The organism is Ensifer sp. EB106-03-01-XG145 (genome assembly GCF_058792075.1).
Genome location: NZ_JBYTEC010000005.1, coordinates 64129 through 90072, shown reverse-complemented (window position 1 = coordinate 90072; position 25944 = coordinate 64129). Strand labels below are relative to the sequence as shown.

At 62.2% G+C, this 25944-nt stretch carries 26 protein-coding genes and 1 tRNA gene; 13 read left to right on the top strand and 14 right to left on the bottom strand.

Annotated features, from left to right (window positions below; all coding sequences use genetic code 11):
* The first annotated feature begins 79 nt into the window (after positions 1-79).
* Both serA and AC3WWH_RS14790 read left to right on the top strand, forming a co-directional pair.
* Positions 80-1675, top strand: a complete 1596-nt coding sequence (serA, locus tag AC3WWH_RS14795) for a phosphoglycerate dehydrogenase (RefSeq protein ID WP_058321051.1) — start codon at positions 80-82, stop codon at positions 1673-1675.
* Positions 1676-1793: 118 nt separating this feature from the next.
* Complete coding sequence (locus tag AC3WWH_RS14790; RefSeq protein WP_057254706.1) at positions 1794-2300, top strand: GNAT family N-acetyltransferase; 507 nt, start codon at positions 1794-1796, stop codon at positions 2298-2300.
* Positions 2301-2602: 302 nt separating this feature from the next.
* Here AC3WWH_RS14790 and AC3WWH_RS14785 read toward each other — a convergent pair whose 3' ends face one another.
* Entirely contained in the window at positions 2603-3484 is an 882-nt protein-coding gene (locus AC3WWH_RS14785) for a DMT family transporter (RefSeq protein WP_057254707.1), read from the bottom strand.
* 205 nt (positions 3485-3689) lie between these two features.
* Between AC3WWH_RS14785 and AC3WWH_RS14780 the strand changes: the two genes are divergently transcribed.
* Together AC3WWH_RS14780 and AC3WWH_RS14775 are read left to right on the top strand one after the other, a co-directional pair.
* Positions 3690-4988 carry an adenylosuccinate synthase gene (locus AC3WWH_RS14780; protein WP_057254708.1) on the top strand — a complete coding sequence of 433 codons (1299 nt, stop codon included), beginning with the start codon at positions 3690-3692 and terminating at the stop codon, positions 4986-4988.
* Between the two features lie 63 nt (positions 4989-5051).
* A complete protein-coding gene (locus AC3WWH_RS14775; protein ID WP_058321052.1) occupies positions 5052-7367 on the top strand; it encodes a hypothetical protein in 2316 nt (771 codons plus the stop codon).
* 116 nt (positions 7368-7483) lie between these two features.
* Here the strand turns inward: AC3WWH_RS14775 and rpoH are convergent, their stop codons facing one another.
* Positions 7484-8389, bottom strand: coding sequence for an RNA polymerase sigma factor RpoH (gene rpoH, locus AC3WWH_RS14770; RefSeq protein ID WP_057254710.1), 906 nt, complete (start codon positions 8387-8389; stop codon positions 7484-7486).
* A gap of 211 nt (positions 8390-8600) precedes the next feature.
* Positions 8601-9629, bottom strand: coding sequence for an RluA family pseudouridine synthase (locus tag AC3WWH_RS14765; RefSeq protein WP_113399024.1), 1029 nt, complete (start codon positions 9627-9629; stop codon positions 8601-8603).
* Between the two features lie 28 nt (positions 9630-9657).
* Here AC3WWH_RS14765 and AC3WWH_RS14760 point away from each other — a divergent pair, with 28 nt between their 5' ends.
* Together AC3WWH_RS14760 and AC3WWH_RS14755 are read left to right on the top strand one after the other, a co-directional pair.
* Positions 9658-10041 (top strand): hypothetical protein, encoded by a 384-nt coding sequence (locus AC3WWH_RS14760; RefSeq protein ID WP_057254711.1) that lies wholly within the window; start codon positions 9658-9660, stop codon positions 10039-10041.
* A gap of 4 nt (positions 10042-10045) precedes the next feature.
* On the top strand, positions 10046-10882 hold the full coding sequence (locus AC3WWH_RS14755) for a TrmH family RNA methyltransferase (protein ID WP_058321053.1): 837 nt from the start codon (positions 10046-10048) through the stop codon (positions 10880-10882).
* A gap of 108 nt (positions 10883-10990) precedes the next feature.
* Here AC3WWH_RS14755 and AC3WWH_RS14750 read toward each other — a convergent pair whose 3' ends face one another.
* Together AC3WWH_RS14750 and AC3WWH_RS14745 are read right to left on the bottom strand one after the other, a co-directional pair.
* Complete coding sequence (locus AC3WWH_RS14750) at positions 10991-12160, bottom strand: coiled-coil domain-containing protein (RefSeq protein WP_058321054.1); 1170 nt, start codon at positions 12158-12160, stop codon at positions 10991-10993.
* Between the two features lie 264 nt (positions 12161-12424).
* On the bottom strand, positions 12425-13015 hold the full coding sequence (locus tag AC3WWH_RS14745) for a DUF1134 domain-containing protein (RefSeq protein WP_057254714.1): 591 nt from the start codon (positions 13013-13015) through the stop codon (positions 12425-12427).
* Positions 13016-13291: 276 nt separating this feature from the next.
* Here AC3WWH_RS14745 and chpT point away from each other — a divergent pair, with 276 nt between their 5' ends.
* Together chpT and AC3WWH_RS14735 are read left to right on the top strand one after the other, a co-directional pair.
* Complete coding sequence (gene chpT / locus AC3WWH_RS14740; protein WP_057254715.1) at positions 13292-13936, top strand: histidine phosphotransferase ChpT; 645 nt, start codon at positions 13292-13294, stop codon at positions 13934-13936.
* A gap of 260 nt (positions 13937-14196) precedes the next feature.
* On the top strand, positions 14197-14559 hold the full coding sequence (locus AC3WWH_RS14735; RefSeq protein WP_057254716.1) for a response regulator: 363 nt from the start codon (positions 14197-14199) through the stop codon (positions 14557-14559).
* A gap of 249 nt (positions 14560-14808) precedes the next feature.
* On the opposite strand, the gene ctrA is transcribed toward AC3WWH_RS14735, so the two are convergent.
* Positions 14809-15510, bottom strand: a complete 702-nt coding sequence (gene ctrA / locus AC3WWH_RS14730) for a response regulator transcription factor CtrA (protein WP_025424706.1) — start codon at positions 15508-15510, stop codon at positions 14809-14811.
* A 441-nt stretch (positions 15511-15951) separates the two neighbouring features.
* Between ctrA and AC3WWH_RS14725 the strand changes: the two genes are divergently transcribed.
* Complete coding sequence (locus AC3WWH_RS14725) at positions 15952-16302, top strand: flagellin family protein (protein WP_057254717.1); 351 nt, start codon at positions 15952-15954, stop codon at positions 16300-16302.
* Between the two features lie 301 nt (positions 16303-16603).
* On the opposite strand, the gene AC3WWH_RS14720 is transcribed toward AC3WWH_RS14725, so the two are convergent.
* Both AC3WWH_RS14720 and sciP read right to left on the bottom strand, forming a co-directional pair.
* The gene (locus tag AC3WWH_RS14720) at positions 16604-16885 is read right to left on the bottom strand and encodes a GNAT family N-acetyltransferase (RefSeq protein WP_058321055.1); all 282 of its coding nucleotides are present in this window, start codon (positions 16883-16885) and stop codon (positions 16604-16606) included.
* Between the two features lie 205 nt (positions 16886-17090).
* Positions 17091-17366 (bottom strand): CtrA inhibitor SciP, encoded by a 276-nt coding sequence (gene sciP / locus AC3WWH_RS14715; RefSeq protein WP_003527546.1) that lies wholly within the window; start codon positions 17364-17366, stop codon positions 17091-17093.
* A 480-nt stretch (positions 17367-17846) separates the two neighbouring features.
* On the opposite strand from sciP, the gene AC3WWH_RS14710 reads away from it, so the two are divergent.
* From AC3WWH_RS14710 to AC3WWH_RS14700, 3 genes are all read left to right on the top strand, one after another.
* Positions 17847-18596: a helix-turn-helix transcriptional regulator gene (locus AC3WWH_RS14710; protein WP_057254719.1), complete on the top strand. Its 750-nt coding sequence runs from the start codon at positions 17847-17849 to the stop codon at positions 18594-18596.
* Positions 18597-18915: 319 nt separating this feature from the next.
* Positions 18916-20145, top strand: a complete 1230-nt coding sequence (mnmA, locus tag AC3WWH_RS14705; protein WP_058321056.1) for a tRNA 2-thiouridine(34) synthase MnmA — start codon at positions 18916-18918, stop codon at positions 20143-20145.
* A gap of 135 nt (positions 20146-20280) precedes the next feature.
* Positions 20281-20357, top strand: a tRNA-Met gene (locus AC3WWH_RS14700).
* 210 nt (positions 20358-20567) lie between these two features.
* Here the strand turns inward: AC3WWH_RS14700 and AC3WWH_RS14695 are convergent.
* Both AC3WWH_RS14695 and AC3WWH_RS14690 read right to left on the bottom strand, forming a co-directional pair.
* Positions 20568-20933 carry a hypothetical protein gene (locus tag AC3WWH_RS14695; protein ID WP_057254721.1) on the bottom strand — a complete coding sequence of 122 codons (366 nt, stop codon included), beginning with the start codon at positions 20931-20933 and terminating at the stop codon, positions 20568-20570.
* A 233-nt stretch (positions 20934-21166) separates the two neighbouring features.
* Positions 21167-21325: a hypothetical protein gene (locus tag AC3WWH_RS14690; protein ID WP_156414732.1), complete on the bottom strand. Its 159-nt coding sequence runs from the start codon at positions 21323-21325 to the stop codon at positions 21167-21169.
* A 315-nt stretch (positions 21326-21640) separates the two neighbouring features.
* Here AC3WWH_RS14690 and AC3WWH_RS14685 point away from each other — a divergent pair, with 315 nt between their 5' ends.
* Positions 21641-22081 carry an acetyltransferase gene (locus tag AC3WWH_RS14685; RefSeq protein ID WP_058321057.1) on the top strand — a complete coding sequence of 147 codons (441 nt, stop codon included), beginning with the start codon at positions 21641-21643 and terminating at the stop codon, positions 22079-22081.
* Positions 22082-22102: 21 nt separating this feature from the next.
* Here the strand turns inward: AC3WWH_RS14685 and AC3WWH_RS14680 are convergent, their stop codons facing one another.
* Genes AC3WWH_RS14680 through AC3WWH_RS14665 form a run of 4 tightly spaced genes read right to left on the bottom strand, consistent with a single transcriptional unit; the run spans position 22103 to position 25832 of the window.
* Positions 22103-22684, bottom strand: a complete 582-nt coding sequence (locus AC3WWH_RS14680) for a HutD/Ves family protein (RefSeq protein ID WP_058321058.1) — start codon at positions 22682-22684, stop codon at positions 22103-22105.
* Entirely contained in the window at positions 22681-24162 is a 1482-nt protein-coding gene (locus AC3WWH_RS14675) for an HAL/PAL/TAL family ammonia-lyase (RefSeq protein ID WP_058321059.1), read from the bottom strand. Before AC3WWH_RS14675 ends, AC3WWH_RS14680 begins: the two co-directional genes overlap by 4 nt.
* On the bottom strand, positions 24155-24982 hold the full coding sequence (locus AC3WWH_RS14670) for a quaternary amine ABC transporter ATP-binding protein (RefSeq protein ID WP_058321060.1): 828 nt from the start codon (positions 24980-24982) through the stop codon (positions 24155-24157). The genes AC3WWH_RS14675 and AC3WWH_RS14670 overlap by 8 nt, the downstream gene beginning before the upstream one ends.
* Complete coding sequence (locus AC3WWH_RS14665; RefSeq protein WP_058321061.1) at positions 24975-25832, bottom strand: ABC transporter permease; 858 nt, start codon at positions 25830-25832, stop codon at positions 24975-24977. The genes AC3WWH_RS14670 and AC3WWH_RS14665 overlap by 8 nt, the downstream gene beginning before the upstream one ends.
* Between the last annotated feature and the right edge of the window lie 112 nt (positions 25833-25944).

Genomic DNA, 25944 nt, shown 5'->3' with positions numbered 1-25944 from the left:
TGATCCGCTTCGCTCCCCATGGGAGCGAGGCTTGGCTAACCGCATTCCCATTCAGACCTGATCTTTAAGGAGGCCTCTCATGGCACCTCGCGTTCTCGTATCCGACGAACTGTCGGAAACCGCCGTCCAGATCTTCCGCGACCGCGGCGTCGAAGTCGATTTCCAGCCGAAGCTCGGCAAGGACAAGGACAAGCTCGCCGAGATCATCGGCAACTATGACGGCCTTGCCATCCGCTCGGCCACCAAGGCGACGGAAAAGCTGATTGCAGCTGCGACCAATCTCAAGGTCATCGGCCGCGCCGGCATCGGCGTCGACAATGTCGATATCCCGGCTGCGTCGCGCCGCGGTATCATCGTGATGAACACGCCCTTCGGCAACTCGATCACGACCGCCGAACACGCGATCGCGCTGCTCTTCGCCGTTGCCCGCCAGCTTCCGGCCGCCGATAACTCGACGCAGGCCGGCAAGTGGGAGAAGTCGCGCTTCATGGGTGTCGAGATCACCGGCAAGACGCTCGGCGTCATCGGTGCCGGCAACATCGGCTCGATCGTCTGCTCGCGCGCCATCGGCCTGAAGATGCACGTTCTCGCCTACGACCCGTTCCTCTCCAAGGAGCGCGCCGAGGAAATGGGCGTCACCAAGGTCGAACTCGACGAACTGCTCGCGCAGGCCGACTTCATCACCCTGCACGTGCCGCTGACCGACAAGACCCGCAACATCCTGAGTGCCGAAGCGCTGGCCAAGACGAAGCCGGGCGTGCGCATCGTCAACTGCGCTCGTGGCGGCCTCGTCGACGAGAAAGCGCTCGCCGAAGCGATCAAGTCCGGCCATGTTGCCGGCGCCGGCTTCGACGTCTTCGAGGTCGAGCCCGCCACCGAAAGCCCGCTCTTCGGCCTGCCGAATGTCGTCTGCACGCCGCATCTCGGCGCGTCGACCACGGAAGCCCAGGAGAACGTCGCGCTGCAAGTGGCCGAGCAGATGTCGGACTACCTGGTCAAGGGTGCCGTCTCCAACGCCATCAACATGCCGTCGATCACTGCTGAGGAAGCGCCGATCCTGAAGCCGTTCATCCGGCTTGCCGACGTTCTCGGCGCCTTTGTCGGCCAGGTGACCGAAAGCGCGATCAAGGAAATCGAGATCCTCTATGACGGCTCGACCGCCGGCATGAACACCAAGGCGCTGACAAGCGCGGTTCTCGCCGGTCTGATCCGGCCGCAGGTCGCCGACGTCAACATGGTTTCGGCGCCGGTGATGATCAAGGAAAAGGGCATCATCCTGTCCGAGGTCAAGCGCGACAAGACCGGCGTCTTCGACGGCTACATCAAGCTGACGGTGAAGACCGCCAACCAGACCCGCTCTGTGGCCGGCACGGTGTTTTCGGACGGCAAGCCGCGCTTCATCCAGATCAAGGGCATCAACCTTGATGCGGATGTCGGCAGCCACATGGTCTACATCACCAACACCGACGTTCCCGGCATGATCGGCTTCATCGGCATGACGCTCGGTGACGCCGGCGTCAACATCGCCAACTTCCAGCTCGGCCGCGAGAAGGAAGGCGGCGACGCGATTGCGCTGCTTTACGTTGACGGCGCCGTTTCCGAGGCTGTTCTTGACAAGCTGCGGGCCAATCAGGCAATCCGCCAGGCAAAGCCGCTGGTCTTCAACATCGATTGACGCCGGCACTGCAAGCGGCGGTGTGATCCGCCGCTGTGCCGACCCAATCACGGGACATATCGAAGACGCACCGGTGGCCGCCGGTGCGTTTTCCTGTTTCGAACGCATGTGACGAGAAATGACCGAAATGACATTCCGCTGGCGCGAGGCAAGCCTGCCCGATCTCGCCTCCGTATCGGAGATCCAGCTTGTGGTTCACCAGGCCTTTCCCGAGGACGATGCCGTACTTGCTGACCGCATCGCCTTGAGCCCTGCCGGGTGCTTCATGCTGGACGCGGCCGGGCAGTCGCGTGGCTACGTGTTGAGCCATCCTTGGCTTCGTGGCGCGCCGCCGTCGCTGAACAGCATGCTTGGCGAAATTCCTGATGCCGCCGACACCTGGTACATCCACGATCTCGCCCTTCTGCCCGAGATGCGTGGTTCCGGAGCGGGCGGCGGAATTCTTCCTGTTCTGGAGGATGCCGCCAGAACGGAAGCGTTGCGGTCGATGTCGCTCGTCTCCGTCAACGGATCCCGCAGTTTCTGGGAGAGGCAGGGTTTTGAAGTCCGGATGGACGAGCGGCTGGCACTGAAGCTCTCAAGCTACGGCGAGGAAGCGCTCTATATGGAGCGGCTTCTTGCCTGATAAATGAAAATGGCGCCGGAAACGGCGCCATTCAGGCTGCTGACAAACCCTAAAGATGGCTTTCTGCCGCGAGGGGTGTCCCGTTCCCCCTCATCCTCGCCCTTGTGGCGGGAATCCAGCAACCCGACGTCCGTCGGGTCCAAGGACTTGGGCTGATGCCGCAGGTCCAGCGGAACTGCTAGAGATTCCTGTGACGAGCACAGGAATGAGCGAGGTTTTGGGTGGCGCCAAGCCTCCCCAGCGAGCCTTCAATGAAAAGAGATATCTTTGCGCGACGCCTGCTCGGCAGACGCGAGGGGTCGTCAGCGCGGACGGCCCCTTTCGGCGATCGCGATGCCGCCAAGCACCAGCAGGAGCGCGACGAGATGGAAGAGATGGAAGGTCTCGCCGATCAGGAGCACCGAAAGGAGCGTCCCGAAGACCGGAATGGCATTGATGAACAGGCCGGCGCGGTTGGCGCCGATCATCTCGACGCCGCGGACATAGAGCACCTGCGACATCAGCGAGGGGAAGATCGCCGCATAGAGAACGATGATCCAGCCGGTGGGATCCGGCGCGATCGCCGTGCCGGTGCCGATTTCCCAGAAGAGCAGCGGCAGGGCGCTTAGAAGCGCGCCGAAGGCAGGCGCCGCGATGAAGCTTTGCCAGTGCATCGTCGGCTTGTAGCGCAGTGCGACGGTATAGCCGGCATAGACGACGCAGGCGATGATCATCAACGCGTCGCCGAAATTGAACTCGAGCGTCAACAGGCTCGAAATGTCGCCATGGGCTGCAGTTACCAATACGCCGATCAGGGTGACGGTAAAGCCGATCACCTGGGCGATCGACGCCCGCGTGCGAAACAGCACGAAGTTGAACAGGAAGATCAACATCGGAATGCCGGCCTGGAGAATAACGGCGTTGATGGCACTCGTATATTTCAGCGCCGAATAGAGCAGCGCGTTGAAGGTGGTGAAGCCGATCGCGCCGTAGGCGAGAAGCTGCAGCCAGTGCTTGCGGATCTTGTCCCAGTCGCGTCGGATCTGCGGCGTCATCAGCACCAGGATGACGACCAGCGCGAAGACCCAGCGCAAGGTCGTCAGCATCATCGGGCTTACGTGTCCGACCGCCATCTTGCCGGCGACGGAATTGCCGCCCCAGAAGAGTGCGGTGACGCAGAGATAGAAGTAGGCCCTGGAATTCACGATGCTCAGACCTGTGCGGGGATGGGCGACCTGTTGCCGCGATGGCGGGAGAGACGAAGATATAGGCGCTAAATCCCGCCCTTGTCATGCAAAAAGGGCGGAACGCCGGATATAACGGGGTCGCTTTCCAGATGACAACACAGTATAGATGCGCGGGTTTGAGAACAGCGCAGCTTCGTTTGCGCGCCTGCACAGGAAGAGAATTATGACGAATGTCGTAGTGGTCGGCTCCCAATGGGGTGACGAAGGCAAAGGCAAGATTGTGGATTGGCTCTCCGAGCGCGCGGATATCGTCGTGCGCTTTCAGGGCGGACACAATGCCGGCCATACGCTGGTAATCGACGGCGTCAGCTACAAGCTGTCGCTCCTGCCTTCCGGCGTCGTGCGTCCCGGCAAGCTCGCCGTCATCGGCAATGGCGTCGTCATCGACCCGCACGCGCTGATCGCCGAAATCGACAAGCTCGGCAAGCAGGGCATCGCGATCACGCCGGACAACCTGCGCATCGCCGACAATGCCACGCTGATCCTGTCGCTGCACCGCGAGCTCGATGGCATCCGCGAAGATGCGGCCTCCAACAGCGGCACGAAGATCGGCACCACGCGCCGCGGCATCGGCCCGGCCTACGAAGACAAGGTCGGCCGCCGCGCGATCCGTGTGATGGACCTCGCCGATCTCGATACCCTGCCGGCCAAGGTCGATCGCCTGCTGACCCACCACAATGCGCTGCGCCGTGGTCTCGGTGAAGCGGAGATCAGCCACGAGGCGATCATGCAGGAGCTTTCTTCTGTTGCCGCCAAGGTGCTGCCGTTCATGGACACCGTCTGGGTGCTGCTCGACAAGGCCCGCCGCAAGGGCGCGCGAATCCTGTTCGAAGGCGCGCAGGGCACGCTGCTCGACATCGACCACGGCACCTATCCGTTCGTCACCTCGTCGAACACGGTTGCCGGCCAGGCTGCTGCCGGCTCGGGAATGGGCCCGGGTTCTCTCGGCTATATCCTCGGCATCACCAAGGCCTATACGACGCGCGTCGGTGAGGGCCCGTTCCCGACCGAACTCACCGATGAAATCGGCCAGTTCCTCGGCGAAAAGGGCCATGAGTTCGGCACGGTCACGGGCCGCAAGCGCCGCTGCGGCTGGTTCGACGCGGCGCTGGTGCGCCAGTCCGTTGCCGCCAATGGCATCACCGGCATCGCGCTCACCAAGCTCGACGTGCTCGATGGTCTCGACGAACTGAAGATCTGCGTCGGTTATACTCTGGACGGACAGCAGATCGACCATCTGCCGGCAAGCCAAGCGCAGCAAGCTTCGGCAAAGCCAGTCTATATTACACTCGAAGGCTGGAAGGAATCGACGGTCGGCGCACGCAGCTGGGCGGAGCTTCCGGCGCAAGCGATCAAATACGTTCGCCAGGTGGAAGAACTGATCGGTGCGCCGGTTGCTCTTCTTTCGACCAGCCCCGAGCGGGACGACACAATACTTGTGACGGACCCCTTTGAGGACTAGTGTCGGCGAAATGACATTGCGTCGCGATCGCAACGACATACCTGGGCGTATGAGAAAGTACTAATGGCGGATTTTGTTGCAGTTATTCGCAGGACCGTTGACGGCCTGTCGGAAAACACCCCTGAAATGCGGGACAGGGTATACGAGAAGGCGCGCGCGGCCGTGCGCCGCCAACTCGAAAACATGAACCCGCGTCCGTCGGACGACATGATCAATCGCCAGTTGGCGAAACTCGAAAACGCCATCGTCGAGGTCGACAGCGAATATGCCGAAGCCTTGCCCGCGCTCGAAGAGACGGAGGTGGTGGAGGAAGCGACCGAAGCCGTAGCCGCCGAGTCGCCTGTCGAGGACGTCGTTTCTGAGCCCGAAGCGCAGCCCGAGCCGGTTGGTGAAAGCCAGCCGATTGCGGTTGCCGAGGAAGCGGCTCCGGAGGCGGAAAGCACTGCGGCACCTGACCACGATGCTGCGGTTCACGAAGTACCGGCACCGTATACGGAACACTACGTCGAAGCCGCAGAGGTAGCGCCGGCAGAGCGGGTTGCGGAAGAGCCGGTTGCCGAACATGTCGAAGCGACCGAGGCTCCGGTAGAGGAGCCGAGCGCCCCCGTCGTCGAAGAGCCGCAGGCGGATGCCCCGGTTTACGAGGCTGCGGAATATTCGGAGCCAGCTCCGGTCGAGAGCTATGAAGAGACCGTCGCTCCCCCGTCGATAGACGAGGAAGCCCGGTCTGTCGAAGAACCGACATGGGATGATGTTCCGGCAGTGGCCGCCGAAGAAAAGTCGGCCGCCTCGGAATGGGAGCTGCCGGAATGGGAGACCGCCTCTCCCGTAGCAAAGCACGCCGCTCCCACGGACCAGCAGGTCGGCGAAGAAGAGCCGGCCCATACCCCCGAGCTTCTTGGCATGCATCCGGTGGAAGAGCTGCAGCAGCATGCGCCGGCGGAGACCCCGAGGGCCGAAGCAGAGCTTCCCAAGGTTGACACTGCGCGCAACTGGTCGTTCGACGACAACGATCCCTTTGCGCCTTTGGAGGAACGGCGAACCGAAAAGAGCGCTGAGCCGGAGATTGCCGATTGGTCCTGGCCGGTCGAGAAGACCGGACAGACGGCCTCGACCGATACCCCTCAGAGCCAGCAAGATCGTGCAGGCACGGCTTGGGATCACATCGACGACCTGCTCGGTTTCGAAGGTGCCACTGCTGCGGCGACGGCGGGTGCAGCAGCATCGACGGCTGCGCGTGAGCCGGAGCGTGGCGCTGAGGCACCGGCGCCCGCGGCATCGCGGCCGGCATCTTACCGGGCCACCCCGAAGCCATCGCGCTTCAGCATCAAGCGCCTCGCCGTCGCTGCAGTCATTTTGCTGGCGCTTGGTGGCGGCGGCTTCGCCTACTGGCAGAACCGGGAAGCCGGCAATGCCTGGCTTTCGGGCATCGTGGCATCGGTCACCTCGGCCATTTCAAACATCGGTGGATCGCCGGCACAAGAGGGCGCTCCGCCGGCGGAAACCCAGGGAGAATCGACGCAGCAGGAACCGGCACGGCACGACGACACGGCGGTCCCGGACAACAGCTCGACCAAGTTCACCCAACGCCTTCTTGGTGACGGCTCGGAAGTCGACAATGGACCTGCCACCGCAAGCGGCGAGAGCGCCGCGCAGGAAGGCAAGTCCGTGGCACAGCAGACAGAGGCGAGCAAGCCCGTCGAAACGGCCACTGCCCAAGGTGGAACGGCCGGACAGGCTGCAGGCACGCCGCCTGCGGGCCAGCAGACCGGTGGTCAGCCGACGACGCCGGAGATTGCGATCGCCAATGGCGAGAAGATGTTCCTCTACGAAGAGCGTCTCGGCCAGTCTTCGCCGACGGCCATTCCGGGAACCGTTGCGTGGTCGGTAAAGGAAGAATCGCCTGGTGGCGACGCCAAGCCTGAACCGGCCATCCAGGCGCAGATCACCATTCCGGACCGGGGTCTGACCGCGTTGATGACGATCAAGCGCAACGCCGACGAGTCCTTGCCGGCCAGCCATGTCGTCGAATTCGTCTTCTCGCTGCCGCCGAACTTCGAAGGCGGCGCGATCGACAGCGTTCAGCGCGTTTCGATGAAGCGTACGGAGCAGGATCGCGGCGATGCGCTGATTGCGGTTCCGGCCAAGATCACCGACGATTTCCATATGATCGCGCTCAACGATTCGAAGGACGCGATCGGCAACAACACCGAACTGCTGCGCAGCCGGAGTTGGATCGACATTCCGCTGACCTACAGGAACGGGCGCCGCGCACTGCTGACGCTGGAGAAGGGGCCGAGCGGAACCGACGCCTTCAACCAGGCGATGCGCGCTTGGACGGCCGCACCGGCAACGGACGCGGCGACCAACAGCCAGTAAGCAAGCGCGGTCGGACAGGACAAAGAAAACCCGGCAGGAGCGATCCGCCGGGTTTTTCATTTGGCTTTTATCGATGACGGGCAACCGTAGCGCCCGGAAACCGCGAAGAGCGTTTATTATGCGCCCTCGACGACCCGCAATGCATTGGCGCGCTCGAGAGCGGCCTTGCGCACGGCGTCCTGGACCTTCTCGAAGGCACGGACCTCGATCTGCCGCACGCGCTCGCGGCTGATGTCGAACTCGGCCGAAAGATCCTCGAGCGTCAGCGGCTCTTCGGTCAGGCGGCGTGCCTCGAAGATGCGGCGCTCGCGGTCGTTCAGCACTTTCATCGCATTGGCGAGCAACGCCCTGCGGTTTTCAAGCTCGTCCTGTTCGATCAGGATTTCTTCCTGGTTGTCGTGATCGTCGACAAGCCAATCCTGCCATTGGCCGGAGTCGCCTTCGCTCGCCTTGATGGGCGCGTTGAGCGAAGCGTCGCCGGAGAGGCGGCGGTTCATCGAAACCACTTCATCCTCGCTCACCTTGAGCGTGGTGGCGATTTCCTTGACTTGTTCGGGCTTCAGATCGCCCTCGTCGAGCGCCTGGATCTTGCCCTTGAGGCGACGCAGGTTGAAGAACAGCCGCTTCTGGTTGGCGGTCGTGCCCATTTTCACCAGCGACCACGAGCGCAGGATATATTCCTGGATCGCCGCCTTGATCCACCACATCGCGTAGGTGGCAAGGCGGAAGCCGCGATCGGGTTCGAACTTCTTGACGGCCTGCATCAAGCCGACATTGCCTTCGGATACGACTTCGCCGATCGGCAGGCCGTAGCCGCGATAGCCCATCGCGATCTTGGCGACGAGGCGAAGGTGGCTGGTGACCAGCTTGTGCGCTGCTTTGCGGTCGTCATGCTCCTGGTACCGCTTGGCGAGCATGTACTCTTCCTGCGGTTCCAGCATCGGAAACTTGCGGATTTCGTCGAGATAGCGATTGAGGCCGCCTTCTCCAGCGGCAATGGTCGGCAAATTGTTTCGGGCCATATGAAGCACCCCCTTTGTCGTCTCCGGCCTCCGGTCGGCAAGCCGGGCATGTGGGTCTTCGTCAAGACCCCACGAGCCTAGAAAATAAGTACGGCGAAAGCATGATTCAAGGAGTCCGGTTTCACCAATCTGTGACGCCGGGCGACAGAAATGTCACGAACAAAGACTGAGCCTTAAATTGGAATCCCGACACCGGAATTCAAGGGCACGATCACTCTTCGCTCCGCAGGGCCTCGATCAGTTGCTCCATGTCGACAGGCACCGGTGCTTCGAAATGCATGGTCTCGCCGGTCGCCGGATGTTCGAACTGCAGCATGAAGGCGTGCAGGGCCTGGCGGTGGAACTGATTGACGACGGCCCTGGCCGCATCCGGCAACAAGTTCGCCTTGGTGCGGAAGGCGGCGCCGTATTCCGGATCGCCGATCAGCGGATGGCCGATATGGGCCATGTGCACGCGGATCTGGTGCGTGCGCCCCGTTTCGAGGTGGCATTCCACCGTCGACGCCAGGCAGGTGCCATCGGGCTTTTCGAGATAACGCTCGACGACCTCGTAGTGGGTGATGGCTTCGCGGGCGTCGTCGCTGTCTTCGCGCTTGACCGCGCGTTTCGTCCGGTCGACGGCACGCCCGAGTGGGGCGTCGATCGTTCCCTTCAGCTGCCGCGGGCGGCCCCAGACGACGGCCCGATAGGCGCGTTCGAGCGGGCCGGTGCGGCCGTGGTCGGCAAACTGCTCCGAGAGGTGGCGGTGCGCGGCATCGTTCTTGGCGACAACCATGACGCCGCTCGTCTCCTTGTCGAGGCGATGGACGATGCCCGGGCGCTTGACGCCGCCGATGCCCGACAGGCTGCTGCCGCAATGATGGATGAGCGCATTGACCAGCGTACCGGTCCAGTTGCCGGCGCCGGGATGAACGACGAGGCCGGCTGGCTTGCAAAGCACGATCAGGTCGTCGTCTTCGTAGAGCACGTCGAGCGGGATGTCTTCGCCCTTCGGCTCCGGATCTTCCGGTTCGGGCAGGTCGATCTCGAAGACATCGCCGGGATGGACCTTCTTCTTCGCTTCGGTCACCGCCTTGCCGTTGATCGACACCGCTCCCTGTGCGATCAGGCCCTTGATCCGGTTGCGGGAGAATTCACCCGAAAGTGCGTCCGTCAGGAAGGAATCCAGGCGTCCCGCGGCATCCTCGCCCGCCGTCAGGACTTTCCTATTGGCCGTCGCTTGTTTAAAGGGGTCGTTCATTCCGTTCAAATCCGAAAAAAGGCCAACCATGACCGCAATCGAGCCCGATGACCAGGAAGACAAGCCGCTAGATCCGGCCATGGAAAATGTCCGCCGCAAGATGGTGAAGCTTCAGCTCGTCTCGGCCGGCGTCATGTTGGTCATGCTTATGGCCGTCCTTGGGACGATTGTCTACAAGCTGACGCGCACGGACGCGAAGGCGCCCGTTCAGGCCGCCACTGCCGTCGTTCCGAGCGAAGCGCCGGTCAATGCGGTCGCAGCACTGCCCGCCGGCTTCACCGTCACGAACGTGGCGCTCTCCGGCTCCCAGGTGCTCTTCTACGGCAACCTGCCGGGATCGGAGCCGCGCGCCATCGTGTTCGATATCGGCGCCGGCCGCATCGTCGCCGACATCACCGTCAGGACCAACTGACGGCATGGCGAGCGCCCTCCCGCCCGTCCAGCGCATCGACGACGCCGCCGATCCCAGGATTGCCGGCTTCGTTTCGATCAAGGAGCGCGACCTGACGGGACGGCAGGGCCGCTTCATCGCCGAAGGCACGGTCGTGCTGCGCATGCTGGCGGCGGCACACGAAGCCGGGCGCGGCTTTGCCGCAGAGGCGATCCTGCTGCTCGAAAACCGTTTTGCCGGCGTTCAGGATATTCTCGAACGATTTCCGTCGACGGTGCCCGTCTATGTGGCGAACGCGCAGGTGTTCGATGCAATCGCCGGCTTCAACATGCACCGGGGCGTGCTCGCGCTTGGGCGCCGCGAAGGCGCGCCCGGCCGCGACGCCTTGATCGCGTCGCTGCCGGCGTCGAGCCTCGTGCTGGCGGCCTGCGGCATCTCCAATCACGACAACATGGGAGCGCTTTTCCGCAACGCTGCGGCCTTCGGGGTCGATGCCGTGGTGATGGACGAGACGAGCTGCGACCCGATGTATCGCAAGGCGATCCGCGTCTCAGTCGGCTCGGTGCTGACGGTGCCCTTTGTGCGCGAAGGCTCGGTGGCCGCGATGCTGGAGCGGCTGCAGCAGGCGGGCTTTGCTATCTGGGGGCTCTCGCCCGCCGGCGAAACCGATCTTGGTGCGATCCCCCCTGCGGCGCGCACGGCGCTTCTCATGGGAACCGAAGGGGAGGGGTTACCGCAATCCGTGCTGACCTCGATCCGCACGGCGCGAATCCGCCAGCGTCCGGGCCTCGATAGCCTCAACGTCTCGACGGCGGCCGGCATTGCCCTGCACCAGGTGGCGCTGATCAACGGCCGCATCTGACACTCAAGGTTCCCAGGCTTTCCGGTGACAGCAGGAAATGGCTCGATCCCGTGACCTGGTGACCGGCGCGTGCGCCAAAGGCGTCAATGGTCTGCCCGGCCAACGGCTCTATTCGCGCGGCAGAATGTCCTTCGCCCGCTTCGCCAAACTCTCCCGCTTGGCTGCGCCTTGCTCTTGCTCTTCACCTGCCAGCAGATTGAGGATGGGGGAGGAGGGGCCTTCGTTCGTCGCCGTCAACGCAACCATGCCGGCGGCAATTGCCGCAACCTCGTCGCGCAGAGCGTCGTCATGGGCGGCGGATTTCGAATTGGTCAGGCGTTCCGAAAGCGCGGTGGCGCGGTTGCGCAGATCATCGGCGGCTGCAGAACCAGCAATCTCGCTGGCCGGCTGATCGGGCGGGGATACGGAACCGTTGGCAGCCTGTTCGGTGGCCGGCCGGCGTTCCTTCCTCAGCGGGAAGGCGATGCCCGCGGCGCGCAGGGCCTTGGCTGCATCGCGCATTTCCTGATTGGTATCCTTCACCTTGGTCTTCAACCGTTCGATTTCTCCCGCGCGCCGCTCGAGTGCGCTTTCGCGGTCGGCGCTGGTTGCCATCTCGCGCGCCAGCTTGTCTTCCAGCCGGTGTAGCCGCGTTTCGTCGCGAGAGAGGCGAATCTCCATTTCCTTGGCATGGGTCGTCTCGGCCTTGAGATCGCCACGCAGGGCTTCGCGCTCGTCGCGCAGCGTGGCTATCCGGCTCTTCAGATGCTCGACCTCGGTCTCGCGCGCCACCAGGGTGATCCTGAGATTGTCGATTTCGGCGGCATGCTGGGCGAGGTGGACGCCGAGCTTCTGTATCTCGTCGGATTTTCCGGCATTGTCGCGCTCGACGCTGTCGAGCGTTGCCTTCATCCGTTCCAGGCGCTGCTCGAATTGCCGGATGGCAGAGCGCATGTCCGCCGCTTCGACGTTCATGTCGGCAAGCTGCGCATGCAGGTCGGCATTCTCGCCGCCAAGGCGCCGCGCCTCGTGCAAACTCTTCTCGTTGGTAAGCATCAGCGACACGCCCTTGTCGCGCTCGCGCTTCAGGGCTTGCTGCGTGCGGGCGTTTTCAGCGGCGTAAGCGGCCCGGGCAGCGTCCTTCTGTGCGCGCACCTCCTGCGGGCTGAGCGGCATGGTCGCCTTCAGTCGGTCTTCGGCAAAGCGCACGATGCGGCGGTGGATCGCCGGTGCGACCAGCAGACCGATGATGATCGCCGTCAGAAAGCCCAGGGCAAAGAGAAGCGCGAATTGGATCACGAGCTGGCCGTTTCAAAACTGTACCGGAACCGGAGTGGCTGCCGGACCTCGCGGTGCGGCAGGCACTCCTTAATTCCGCATTCTTGCACTAAACATGACGTTTCGTGCGCTGCAAGTCTCCGGCGCGGGATTTTGCCTGCGCCGACCCGACTACAGCGACCTTCGCGCGCTCTTTAGACGCGCGAAGGTCGCTGTAGCATTTTAGATCTGCTGCATAATTTTGCCCTTATATCGATGCCGATTTAAGGAATAATGCAGCTGACCTCAGAAGGGGTTCCAGGTGGGTGTTTGGGTCATCTTGAGGTAGCCGACATTGACGCCGAGCCGCGCGCCGATGCCGGTGCGGATCGGAACGACGACGATCTGTTCGTCGGTCAGCACCGTCATGCCGACGCCAGCGACGACGTAGGCCGAACCGGAGACGCCGCCGAAGCGCTTGTAGAGTGCCGGCACGCTCGGCAGATTGTAGACGAGCATCATGGCGCGGCTGCCCTGGCCGCCCCAGTCGATGCCGAGTGACGGACCCTGCCAGAAGACGCTGTGCTGGCCGGCGTTCTTGGTGTTGAGTTCGCCTTCGCCATAGGTGAGACCGGCGATGAATGCGCCGGAGCCTTCCTGGCCGAGAATGTAGCCGTTCGGCAGGCCGTAGCGCTCGAAGGCGCGTTCGACGACCTTCGCCAAGCCGCCCGAAGTTTCGCCGAAGAAACCGTGACCGGCATCGACGATTTCCTGCATCGTGTATTGGCTGTTGTTCGCAGACTGGGCATGCGCCGTCGTTTGGGCAGCAGCGACCAGGAACAGCGTGGCCAGGACAACACGGCAGGCCTGTGTGGCTGCCTTCATGATCTGATGCATCGTTTCCTCCGTCAGGCGCGAAAATTGCTCGCTTGCGGGTTTGCAGCGGCCGCCAGTCAGACCACTGTGCGACCAGTGAGGGGGCTGGACCATTTCCATGCAATTTGAACCGATGGTCTTAACAATCGGTTTACCAAATGTGGTGTCATTATGATCCACTGATGAACGGCTGCGCCGGGCAGCCCATGACTTGCGTCTTTTCGCGTGAGGCTTTACCGGCGTCACGATGGCGCGTGCCCCCAAGCGGCGGGCCGGCGGAACCAACAAGGATACACGATGGCAACGAATCCGAACCTGACATTGACGGGACCCGATCTGGCTGCGCTTCTGTGCAGCCGGGTCTGCCACGACATCATCTCGCCGGTCGGTGCCATCAACAACGGCCTGGAACTGCTGGATGAGGGCGGCGCCGACGCCGACGCGATGGACCTGATCCGGACGAGCGCACTCAACGCCTCGGTCCGCCTGAAATTCGCCCGTCTCGCTTTCGGCGCATCCGGCTCGGTCGGTGCCTCGATCGACACCGGCGAAGCGGAGAAGGCGGCCAAGGATTTCGCGGCTGCCGAAAAGAAGACCGAGGTCAACTGGCACGGCCCGCGCGCGATCATCGCCAAGAACCGGGTCAAGCTGCTCCTGAACCTCTTCCTCATCGCCTATGGGGCGATCCCGCGCGGCGGTTCGATCGACGTCACGCTGGAGAACCCGGAATTCGACGCCGTCTTCACCCTGGTCGCCAAGGGCCGCATGATGCGCGTACCGCCGAGGCTGACGGAATTGCTGTCCGGTACGCCGGAGGAAGCGGTCGACGCGCATTCGATCCAGCCGTACTACACGGTGCTGCTCGGCGAGGAAGCCGGCATGACGATCGAGGTTGCATCGACCGGTGAAGAGATCATCTTCACCACCCGCGTTGCAGCCTGAGGTTTCATTCTCCGGCTGCAATCATTCTATTCAAAGTCCTTAAAATGTGCGGTTCCGCGCCCTGGCGCGGGGCCGCACATGTGCGTCCTGTTTTCTTTCTGCTTGCGTCCATTTCTGGAAAACTTAATGTTTTCAGATGGTTGATGCGGCGAAGAAAGGCGCTATTAAGCAAACTCCGTAACGAATTCTTTCCCAAATTTGTATAGAGTTGTTCCAAGCCTGCGAGTACGCGTATAGGTAAGTTGCGAAGGGAGTTGGACATGCGGCGCTTGATGATTGCCGACGGCTCGGATGTCGTCCGGAAAGTTGGGAAACGTATCCTGTCCGGCATGGGCTTCATGGTTTACGAGGCATCGAACAGCCTCGAGGCGCTTGTCCGCTGCGAAGCTGAACTCCCGAACATCCTGGTCATCGACGCCGGGCTGGAAGGCGCGCTCGAACTCATCGGCAACATCCGGCGGCTCCCGAACGGCCCTTCGGTGCGGATCTATTACTGCGTCGTCGAGGCGGATCTGAAGAAGATGATGGCTGGCAAGCGGGCCGGCGCCGACGACTTCCTGCTGAAGCCTTTCGACCGCAAGATCCTGACCAGCGTTTTCGCCAGCCAGTCGATGGCGGCCTGAGCCGTCACGCGCACATATTCCGGATGAGATGAAAGCCGTGGCCACTGCCGCGGCTTTTGCGTGTTTGCCGCCGGCCGTTGCGCCTATTGAGGGGAAGCGGCGTGAGATATGCAAATTTAAGTGCTACAGCGACCTTTGCGCGCCTGATAAGACGCGCGGCGCTGTAGAAACGACAAAACCCGCTCGTGGCGGGTTTTGTGAACACTCTGGGCCCGCATCATGCGGGGGTCATGCAGGCCCTTGCGGGTATCAGGCGGTTTCGGCGTACTCGGCGCCATCCGGCTCGCGCAGCACGTAGCCGCGGCCCCAGACGGTCTCGATGTAGTTGGCGCCGCCGGCAGCGTTTGCAAGCTTCTTGCGCAGCTTGCAGATGAAGACGTCGATGATCTTCAGTTCCGGCTCGTCCATGCCGCCATAAAGGTGGTTCAGGAACATTTCCTTGGTCAGCGTCGTGCCCTTGCGCAGCGAAAGCAGCTCGAGCATCTGGTATTCCTTGCCGGTCAGGTGGACACGCTGTCCGCCGACTTCGACCGTCTTGGCATCCAGGTTGACGATCAGCTCGCCGGTGGAAATGACCGACTGGGCATGACCCTTGGAACGACGGACGATGGCGTGAATACGGGCGACCAGCTCATCCTTGTGGAAGGGCTTGGTCATGTAGTCGTCGGCGCCGAAGCCCAGGCCGCGGACCTTGTCTTCGATGCCGGCCATACCCGAGAGAATCAGGATCGGGGTCTTCACCTTGGAAAGACGCAGCGTTCTCAAGACTTCATAGCCGGACATATCCGGCAGGTTGAGGTCGAGAAGGATGATGTCATAGTCATAAAGTTTGCCGAGATCGACGCCTTCTTCACCGAGGTCGGTGGTGTAGACATTGAAACTCTCGGACTTGAGCATCAGCTCAATGCTCTGAGCCGTTGCACTATCGTCTTCGATTAATAGAACCCGCATATTCTTCCCCTTTTCCGCCGCCCAAGGTCGTCGTGGCACCCTTACGCGATACGGATCCAGTCGTTGCCTGATTTGGAGGCTGCCACCAAATGGTTAACAAATTCTGATTCCCTCTGGCAAGGTGTATCGAGTTTGTTAAATATTTTTACCAGTCTCCTGATTTCAAACGTGAATCCAGAACGGCTAATCTCATGTGAAACATGAGGAAATGCCACTATCTGACTCTTCCGACTCGTTAATGCCAGGGCGGTCACATTTCGTGCCTCAGCATTTACGGAGCCTTAAATCATCACGCCTATGATTAACGATGCCCGTAAACGAAAGGTTACCAGCGGTAGGCTTTTGTTAATATCGCTGAAGATTTTTCGTTTCCGGCCCCGTTCGGGCCGGCTCGCGGGCAAATCAGTAACCGGGGTCTCGTTATCCACGGGAGTATTGCGTATGAAAGCACGTGAGAGCCTTGTCCGCCTGAAGGAATTTCAGGTCCGCGAGAAGCAGCGTCAACTGAACCAGCTTCAGATGATGATGGCTGAGTTCGAACGGATGACCAAGGATCTGGAAAATCAGATTATTTTCGAGGAAAAGAAGTCGGGCATCTCCGATCCCCAGCACTTCGCCTATCCCACCTTCGCCAAGGCCGCACGTCAGAGAGCCGACAATCTTCAGGTTTCCATTCGCGAACTGAAGGCGCAGCAGGATGCTGCCGAGCTCGCGCTCGAAGAAGTGCAGGCTGAATACGCGAAGGCGGCGGCCCTCGAAGAGCGGGACACATCGACCCGCCTGCGGGCATAAGCTGCGGCTCTTGCGCCCCGATCGGGCGCAGCCGAACCGCAAGCCTTTGATCTAGCGGACGATTTGATCTCCAGGTCGATTCCGGTCCGGGGAATTTGTGCGCTGGTCAGGCAGGTAGCCCGTTTCGGGGCAGATATTTCCAGCCTTGTCGGGGCATGCGTCTGGCATGACCCGATCCGGCACGATCGTGACAAGACGAAGAGACCCGCCCGATGCCTTGGCGTTCGGGCGGGTCTTCTCATTTTGAGATCAGCGCAAGTCTGTTGAGATCAGGAGAGGCTTGCCGGCGCGCAGCCGTGTCTCATGCCTGGATGACATCCTGCCATTCGGGGTGCCGCATCGTCTGCGCCTTCATGAAAGGGCAGAGCGGAATGATCTTCCAGCCGCCTTTGCGGGCTTCCTCGATAGCGTGTTTGGCGAGCGCCTGGCCGACGCCCTTGCCGCGCAAGGCATCTGGAACAAGGGTGTGATCGACGATGATCAATTGCGGCGACGTGCGCGAATAGGTCATTTCCCCGGTATGCCCCTCGACAACGGTCGAGTAGCGGCCGTGCGATCCAGTTTCCTCGTGTACGATTTCCATGACAGCCTTCCTTGGCGAACCGGTTTTCCTTGTCCGAAAGCTAGCGCAGAAATCCGGAAATCGAAATCCACCAAACCGCCGTCGCCGGTACACAGACTGTTCCCGAAACAGCACCAATCCGCCTTTCGCCGCGAGGCCGAAACGACGGCGGCGGCTCCGGGGAACCCGAAGCCGCCGCTCGACCTATGGCCCTGTAATGGGCGAACTAGTGGCGATACTGCTGGATGCGAGTGGTGCGCAGGCCGGCAAGACCATGATCGTTGATCGAGGACTGCCAGGACAGGAATTCTTCGACCGTGAGGGTATAGCGTTCGCACGCCTCCTCAAGGCTCAAAAGGCCACCGCGCACGGCGGCAACAACCTCTGCCTTGCGGCGTATCACCCAGCGCCGGGTATTCGCCGGCGGCAGATCCGCAATCGTCAGAGGGCTGCCATCGGGGCCGATGACATATTTTACACGTGGTCGCATCATTTCGGTCATGGGACTCTCTACACAAACTCAAGACCATATGACCGTGACCTTAGCCTGCCACATTTAACATTTGCCTAAGCAGGAAGTAACAATTTACTCATAATTTGAGACACTTCGGCGGGGCGCCATTTCGACCGCCCGCCCCACTCAATTCATGGGGCTGCGCGCCCTATGCTTGTGAATTGCTTTGAGAAGAGCCTGGATTATCCCGGAATTGTCATGGGAGCCATGCAATTACCACATTTCACTTTAACTAAAATTCTTGGTAACGAGGCGCCGAAATAAGGATGAGCGTCGTATGCGCGCTCCCGCAATCATTCTTGGTGCATCGTCATAGTTTTCACAACCGGACGCGTTTCTTGCGCGGACAGGCCGGGAGCGGCGGCTGTATTTGTTCGCCGGGGTGAACTTCATGCCTCAGGTGATCTGAGGCGTTTTTTGTATTCTCTCGACCGGGCGCGGTGGCGCCTGGGGATGTGGTGATCGCAGATGAAGGAATCGAATGAACCGGCCTTGCTGCGCGAGGCTGAAGCGGCGGATATTTTTTCGGACGTCGATACGGCTGCCGTCCGCACCGAATACGAACTTCTGCATCTCATGCGGCGACTGATCGCCCGCTATGGTTTTGGCCATTTCATGATCGCGCGCATGCCGCTCGCCGAACAGCAGCGCTTCTCCGAGCGGCTGGTGCTCAGCAACTGGCCGTCGGAGCTCGTCCGCCAATACGACGCCTGCGAAAGCTTCCAGTCGAGCACATTGGTCGAGCGGCTGCGGTTTACGAAGCTGCCGGTAACCGGCGGACCCGAGCTCCTCGATATCGCCGCAAAGCCGGTGGACGAGGCCATGGTGCACCGGCTGCTCGCTCACCCGGAGATGGCCCGCCATTTCGCCGTGCTCCTTCACACGAGCAATGGTGATCCCTTCATCGCCATGCTGTCCGGCCGCCGCGAGGCACCGGTCGGCGTCGAATGCGCGACACTCTATCTGACGCTGGTCCAGCTTTTCGAATGCCTCGAGCGTACCTTCGACACCGGCAATTCGGCGCGCGAGAAGCTCTCGAGCCGCGAGGTGGAATGCCTGCGCTGGGCGGCTGCGGGCAAAAGCAGCGACGAGATCGCCATCATCTTGGGCATCTCGACCTACACCGTCAGCAGCTACTTCAAGAGCGCGACCCGCAAGCTCGACGCCGTCAACCGCATGCAGGCGATCGCCCGCGCCATGCGGCTGAAGCTGATCTGAGCTGGCATGACGCGTCCCAATGGACGCGCGGCGCTGTCGGGTATGGCGGCCGGCCTTGCCGCCGGACGGACAAGTTTCTATATGTCGCGGAAATGAAAGTGCTGCGGCGACCTTTGCGCGTCTCATTGGACGCGCGGCGCCTACCGCATGTTTCCTTTAATCGTAGCCGATTAAAGGACAAAAACATGCAGCAACAAAGTGCTACAGCGACCCTTGCGCGTCTGATCAGACGCGCAAGGGTCGCTGTAGAAGCCGAGCATACCGTGAGCCGAGAGTTCCTCGGCCAAGCATCGCATGAAGCGTGAAACAGGGCCGGCGCATGGATTGCCGCCCGAAGGCCGGATTGGATCCCGTGAACAGTCTCGATTTTGACCGCAAGCCCGAAGATACGCGTGTCGTCGTCGCCATGTCCGGCGGCGTCGACAGTTCCGTCGTTGCTGGCCTGCTCAAACGCGAGGGCTACGACGTTCTCGGCATCACGCTGCAGCTTTACGATCACGGCGCTGCCGTGCACCGCGCCGGCTCTTGCTGCGCCGGCCAGGACATCGACGATGCCCGCCGCGTCTGCGAAACCCTCGGCATTCCGCACTATGTGCTCGACTACGAAGCGCGCTTCCGTGAAACGGTGATCAATCCGTTTGCCGAAAGCTATATCGCCGGCGAGACGCCGATCCCCTGCGTTGCCTGCAACCAGACGGTCAAGTTCGCCGACCTGCTTGCGACCGCCAAGGAGCTCGGCGCCGATGCGCTGGCGACCGGCCACTATATCCGCTCGCGCCCGAGCCCAAGCCCGCGCTATGCCGGCCAGCGGGCGCTTTACCGGCCGACCGATGCCGAGCGCGACCAGAGCTACTTCCTGTTTGCCACGACCCAGGAACAGATCGACTATCTGCGCTTTCCGCTCGGCGGCTATTCCAAGGCCGAAACGCGCAAGTTCGCCGAGGAGATGGGCCTCGTCGTCGCCCAGAAGGCCGACAGCCAGGACATCTGTTTCGTGCCGCAGGGCAAATACAGCGACATCGTCTCCAAGCTGAAGCCGAATGCAGCCCTTTCCGGCGAGATCGTTCATCTCGACGGCCGCGTGCTCGGCACGCACGAAGGTATCCTGCACTTCACCATCGGCCAGCGCCGCGGCATCGGCATCGCCACCGGCGAGCCGCTTTACGTGGTCTATCTCGACGCGCGCTCGCGCCGCGTCATCGTCGGCCCCAAGGAGGCGCTCGAAACCCGCCGCGTCTATCTGCGCGACGTCAACTGGCTGGGCGACGAGGACGTCGAAGTGGCGGCTGCGCGCGGCTTTGACTGTTTCGCCAAGGTGCGCTCCACCCGCCAGCCGGCGCCTGCCGTGCTGGCGATGGACGAGGAGGGCATCTATGTGGAGCTCGCCGAAGGCGAAGCCGGCATCGCGCCCGGCCAGGCCTGCGCGCTCTATTCCGGCGTCGGCGAGGATGCACGCGTCTATGGCGGCGGTTTCATTCGCAAATCGGAGCGCGAAGCGAGTGCCGAAGCGGCGTTGAAGGTGCTTCTTTCGGCGCCTGCGGCCGCCTGAAGCCCTTGATTTCCGGGCTGTTGTGAAAACTTCACATTTTCCCGGAGACTTGGCTTGACACTGCCCGGAAGCGGGCCGTATAAGCCGCCCGTCCAGTCAAGATGGCTTCTCCTTCGAAGCCCTGACGCGGTACCCGGCGGAGTAGCTCAGTAGGTTAGAGCAGAGGAATCATAATCCTTGTGTCGGGGGTTCGAATCCCTCCTCCGCTACCATTTCTCCAATTGTCCATACCTGAGACATAGGTAATCCCAGCGCGGAAAACGCACCCCCTGTGGCGGAGTTTTCGGGCTAGATTGGCGCGGCCGCCGCTTGCCGCCTTTTCTATTCTCCTTGTTGAAGCAAGGCCACGGCATTCGCCACGTGGTGCGATATACAGTGGTTTTCGTATGTAACGGAGCCCTGTCAGGGAGGGAACGCCGCCCTCAATGACGCGTTGGATTCAATGGCAACGTCAGTGCCGGCCCGCTTCTGACACCGAACTGCCTTCTGAATTGCCTCGACGCGCTGCCGTCGAAAAGCGACTGCGGCAGCGGTGAACCGATAGCCCATTTGTACTTCGCGTCCGAATCGTTGCTCAGCTTCTGGTGCATGATCGCGCTCAAGGGCAGGACATATTCCGGCTTGCGCAGGCCCTTCTCGGAGTTGCCCAGCCATGTCAGGACGACGAGGATTTCGCCGCCGAGTTCGAGTGCGTCCAATGCCAGCTGCTTCCCGCCGACGGATGCGCGGACCGCCTGTTCGTGCAGCTTGAAGGTGCTGAGCTTCAGCTCGTTTTGCGGATCTGCCATATTTGCCTCGGCCCCTTTGGGAACATTGATAGACGTCTGTTTCGAGCGTTCGATTCGCTCGATCGGCGTTGCCTATCATAATCTCTCCGGCCGTTCATGGGGCGGCTGATCGATGCAAAAAGGCGCCGCCATCATCGATGGTAGCGCCTACAGATCGTTTTGCTCGAAGGAGGTGCAGACGGAGGAAAGCCAGTTCGACACGCTGCCTGACTTTCGCGGCCGGAACGAGGGCCTTAGTAGTGGATCGACGAAGTGATGGTCGAGTAGTCAGGCAGGTTGATATCGGCGATTTCGGCCGCCCGATATTGGGACAGGGCGAAGTGCATGATGGCGATCACGGTGATCGAGAAGACCAGTACGGTGACGTTGACGCCGAAAGCGGTTTTGATCATGTCCGTGTCCTCCAAGCCCTGCGTTTGTTGACGTGTGTCGGTAGAAACCGTGACATAGAGACTATCGTGTGGCGTCAGCTGCGCTGTTCCCCGGGGAACATGAGATATGGTTACTGGAAACTTAATCGTCGTTGCCTGAAAAGCGCACCTGGCCGAACGGCTTGCGATCGGGGCGCCCTCAACTAGAGTGCGCGCGTCGTGCCGGACCGGATTCGTGACCGGACATCTTCACCATCTGACGTCCTGTGCGCTGCTTTGGCCCGGGCCTGAGCGCGGCAATCCCATCGGCGCCTCGTTTTTCAAAGTGATTGTTGCATGACCATTTCCATTCGCCCCTCCCGTCCTGACGATTATCCGCGCACCTTCGAGATCTGGCGCGGCGCCGTGGTCGCCACGCACGACTTCCTGACGCCGGAGGACTTCGCTGCCATTGAGGGGATGGTTCGCGACCAGTATCTGCCGGCAGCCGAGTTCTGGATTGCGGCTGACGAAAACGACAGGGCGCTCGGCTTCATGGGCATGAGCGGGGCGCAGATCGACTCGCTCTTCGTTCACGCGGAGGCGCGCAGCAGTGGCGTCGGCCGGCGGCTCGTCGAGCATGCGATGACGCTGCATCCGGTCTTGACGGTAGACGTCAACGAGCAGAATGCCTCCGGGGCGGGGTTTTATCAGTGCCTGGGTTTCGAGACGGTCGGGCGTTCGCCGGTCGACGATGCCGGACGTCCGTATCCGTTGTTGCATTTGCTGCGGGGGTGATCAGCGCAGGCGGGCGCCCGATCAGGCGGCCGGCCTGTCGATGGTGATCAGGAAAACAACGGCAGAGGTCGTAGGCTCGATCGTGACAGAGGCTGAGCCTTTGAGGATCGCCGTGTCGCCTGTTGCGAGGTCGGCTTGTCCCTCTGCCGCTGCCAAGCGCACAGCACCGCCATGGCAAAGGACGATGGTCGTGTCCGCTGTGCCGTCCACTGTCTGCGGATGGCCGATCGTCAGGCGCTGGACCGTATGCATAAGCTTGCCGCGCCGGGTCATGACGTTGAGGTCGACGATCGGACCGTCCACCAGCGTTGCCGAGGTCGCGACGTCGGCGGGGAAGGGGAGCGGTGCCGTCTCACCGGTCATCAAGGCGGGCTCGCGCCCTTCGATCGTCAGCCGCATGCCTTTGCCCTGAAGGATCGAAAGCGTGCGGTCGATGCCGGGGAAGCTGGAGAAGGGGCCGTCGCTGGCGACGGTCGCCATGCTCACGCGCCAGTCGAAATCGCCGAGCGAGGCGTTTTCCGGGAAGATGGCGATCTCCACCGTCTCGCCGCCGCCGTTCTTCCACGGCATGCGCTTGTAGTTCTCTGCGCGCAGAATCTTCATGGCGTGCTCTCTTCCATGAGTGCGCGCATGCGTGCGAAATCGCCATTCAGTGGCCGGTCGTCGGCATAGGTCGGGATCGCCGCGCGGATACGGCGGTAGAGCCCGTCGGTGCGGGTGGCGCGACCGCGCGGCTGGAGGTCATAGGCCTGGGATGCGGCGAGCAGTTCGATCGCGAGGATCGTCTCAAGGTTGTCGGCAATCGACAGCGCCTTCCAGGCGGCCGGCGTCGCATGGGTGAGGATGTCTTCCTGCAGCGCCGAGGTGATGCCGCCATCGAGGCTGGCGGGGGCGGCGAGGCGTCGGTTTTCGGCGGCAAGAGCGGCGGCCGTATACTGCGCGATCATGAAGCCCGAGGAGACGCCGCTGTCGCCGGCGAGGAAGGCCGGGAGGCCGCTCACCAGCGGATTGACGAGCCGGTCGATGCGGCGCTCGGAGATGGCGGCGACTTCGGCGACCGCGACCGCCAGGCTGTCCATGGCAAGGCCGAGGGCAGCACCAACCGCATGGGCCTGCGAATGCACTTCCGGCGCATCAGGCGTGCCTGAGACAGCCGGGTTGTCGGTGAGGCTTGCAAGCTCCCGGTCGACGACTTCGGCAACCTGCTTCAACACATCGCGGGCAGCGCCATGCACATGCGGCACGGCGCGAAGGCTCAAGGGGTCCTGCGTCCGGGTGCCTGCGGTTTCCGCAAGCATCGGGCTATCGGCAAGATAGGTGCGCAGCGACGCGCCGACTGCTTCGAGACCCTTGGAGCGGCGAAGCGCAAGCGGCACGGCGGCAAAGGCGTTGGCCTGGCTGCCGAGGTTTTCGTAGGTCATGGCGGCAGCCGCATCCGCCCAGTCAAACAGGCGTGCGGCGCGGGAAAGCGCCAGCGCCGCGAGACCGGTGGCGCACGGCGTGCCGTTGACGAGGCTCAGACCCTCCTTGGCTTCGAGCTTGAGCGGCTTGAGACCGATGCGGGCAAGGGCCTCGGCGCCGCCGATCTTGCCCTTGCCGTCGTCGACGGTTCCGTGGCCGATCAGCACGAGGCCGATTGCGGCTGCATGGGTGAGATAACCGACCGAGCCGCGCGAGGGGATGTCGGGGATAAGGTTGGCGTTGAGCAGACCCAAAAGCGCCTCGACAGTTTCGACGCGCACGCCGGAATAGCCGTGGGCGAAATTTGCGATCTGTGCGGCCATGACGGCACGCGCTTCGGGTCGGCCGAGCGGTTCGCCGACGCCGCAGGCGTGGCTGAGGATGATGTTGCGCGAGAGCGCCTGCTGGTTTTCGCGGTCGATGATGACATCGCAGAGCGCGCCGACGCCGGTGTTGATGCCGTAGCCGCGGATGCCGCGCTCGACCAGCGCGTCGACAATGCGGCGCGCATTGACGATGCGTCGCCGCGCGGCATCGGAAAGCGCGAGCGGTGCGCCATTGGCGACCGCCGCGATTTCCTGCCAGGTCAAAGGCGCGTCGAGGATTATGCTCTCACTCATGGGCTTCCGGTCGTCCCTGTCGGCGTTGCACGAACCGGGCGACATAGTCGTTGGCCGGCCGCTCCAAGATATCGTCCGGCGTGCCGACCTGCACCACCTGTCCGTCCTTGAGGATGGCGATTTCCGAACCGATGCGCAGCGCCTCGTCGAGATCGTGGGTGATGAAGACGATTGTCTTCGACAGGTTCTGCTGCAGTTGCAGCAGTTGGTCCTGCATGTCGGCGCGGATCAGCGGGTCGAGGGCCGAGAAGGCCTCGTCCATCAGGATCACGTCGGTATCGGCGGCAAGCGCCCGGGCAAGACCAACGCGCTGTTTCATGCCGCCCGAAAGCTGGTGTGGGAACTTGGCGTCGTAGCCGGCAAGCCCGACCGTCTCGATCCACTTCATGCCGATATCGCGGGCCTCGGCCTTGGGCAGGCCGCGCACGCGCTGACCGTAGACGACGTTCTGCAACACCGTGCGGTGCGGCATCAGCGCAAAACTCTGGAACACCATGCTGACGCGGTGCATGCGGAAGGTGCGCAGCGCCTTGGCGTCGAGGTCCAAGATGTTGCTACCGTCGAACGCCACTTCGCCGCTGGTCGGCTCGATCAGCCGGTTGATGTGGCGCACCAGCGTCGACTTACCGGAGCCGGAAAGCCCCATGATCACGAAGATCTTGCCGGCGCCGATCGTCAGGCTGACATTGTTGAGGCCGACGCTGCAGCCGGAGCGGGCGAGGATTTCGGACTTGTTGAGCCCTTCCTTGGCCATGGCGAGCGCGGCCTTGGAGTCCTGTCCGAAGATCTTGTAGACGTTGCGGATCTCGATATCAGCCATTGCGGGGATCCTCCGTCTGGCTCTTGCCGAAGCCTTGTGTGATGCGGTCGAGTACGATCGCGAGAATGACGATGCCGATGCCGGCTTCCAGGCCCTTGCCGACGTCGAGCGTCTGAATGCCGTTCAGCACCTGCTCGCCGAGGCCGCGGGCGCCGATCATCGAGGCGACGACCACCATCGACAGCGCCATCATGATCGTCTGGTTGAGGCCAGCCATGATCGTCGGCGTGGCGAGCGGCAGCTCGACGCCAAAGAGGATCTGGTTGGGACTGCCGCCAAAGGCGGTTGCCGCTTCCACCACCTCATGGTCGACCTGGCGGATGCCGAGATCGGTAAGGCGAATGAGCGGTGGCACGGCGTAGATGATGGTGGCGAGGATCGCCGGAACCTTGCCGAGGCCGAAGAGCATCAGCGCCGGGATCAGGTAGACGAAGCTCGGCATCGTCTGCATGACGTCGAGCACCGGCAGGGTGATGTTGCGCACCACCCGGCTCTTGGCGACGAGAATGCCCATGGGTATGCCGATGACGACCGAGACGATCGTCGCCATCAGCATCAGCGCCAGCGTCTGCATCGTCAGGTCCCAGAGGCCGAGCACACCGACGAAGAACAGAAGGACGCCGACGACGACCGTCAGGCCCCAGCGCTTGGAGCTCTGCCAGGCGAGCGCCATGAAAATGAGGATGACGACCCACCAGGGCAGGCCGCGCAGGATCCATTCAATGAACAGAACGGCTTTCAGAATGACGGCGCTGATCGCCTTGAAGACCCAGCCATAGCCGCTGACCAGCGCCTGGATGAAATCATTCACGGGTCCGCGAATGGAGAGATTGAGAGAATCCGGAAACATCGGACGCGTTCCTTGCTCGGGCTGCCAGCGGACACGGTGAGCCGCCGACGGCGCTTGCCTCGGGTATTGTGGCCAACCGCCAGCTCAGGCTCACGCGCGCATTGGATGCAGC